Annotated in this window: 1 protein-coding gene; it reads left to right on the top strand. The window is 67.1% G+C overall.

The window, feature by feature from the left end; translation table 11 throughout:
• Positions 1 to 614 (top strand): fasciclin domain-containing protein (locus GTW43_RS33405; RefSeq protein ID WP_161305730.1); only part of this gene is annotated, 614 nt, incomplete at both ends.

The following is a 614-nucleotide window of genomic DNA, read 5'->3' as shown; positions in this document are numbered from 1 at the left end:
TCGCCGTCGCCACCGCCGCGGTGCTGCCGCTGGCCCTGACCGCCTGCTCCGACAGCGACTCCAAGGACAAGGCGTCCGACAGCACGTCCGCGAGCGCGTCGTCCGAGGGGTCGCAGAAGTCCGGCCCGTCCGCCGGTGCCTCGCAGATGAGCGAGCCGTTCGGGCCCGCGTGTTCCTCCGTCCCGAAGGACGGCGCCGGTTCGTTCGACGGGATGGCGAAGGACCCGGTCGCCACGGCCGCCTCGCACAACCCCGCGCTGTCCACGCTCGTGTCCGCCGTCAAGAAGGCCGGTCTGGTCGACACACTGAACAACGCGAAGGACATCACCGTCTTCGCGCCCACGAACGACGCCTTCGAGAAGATCCCGAAGGCCGACCTGGACAAGGTCCTGAACGACAAGGCGCAGCTCACCAAGATCCTGACCTACCACGTCGTGGGCCAGAAGCTGGCGCCCAAGGACCTGGAGAAGGGTTCCTTCCCCACCCTGGAGAAGTCGAAGCTGACCACCGCGGGCTCGGGCGAGTCCTACACGGTCAACGACAGCGCCAAGGTCGTGTGCGGCAACGTGAAGACGGCCAACGCGAACGTCTACATCATCGACACGGTGCTCATG

This window comes from Streptomyces sp. SID5785, from assembly GCF_009870065.1.
Taxonomy (GTDB): domain Bacteria; phylum Actinomycetota; class Actinomycetes; order Streptomycetales; family Streptomycetaceae; genus Streptomyces.
Note: the sequence above shows the minus strand (reverse complement) of the source record. Positions and strands in the feature narration are given on the sequence as shown.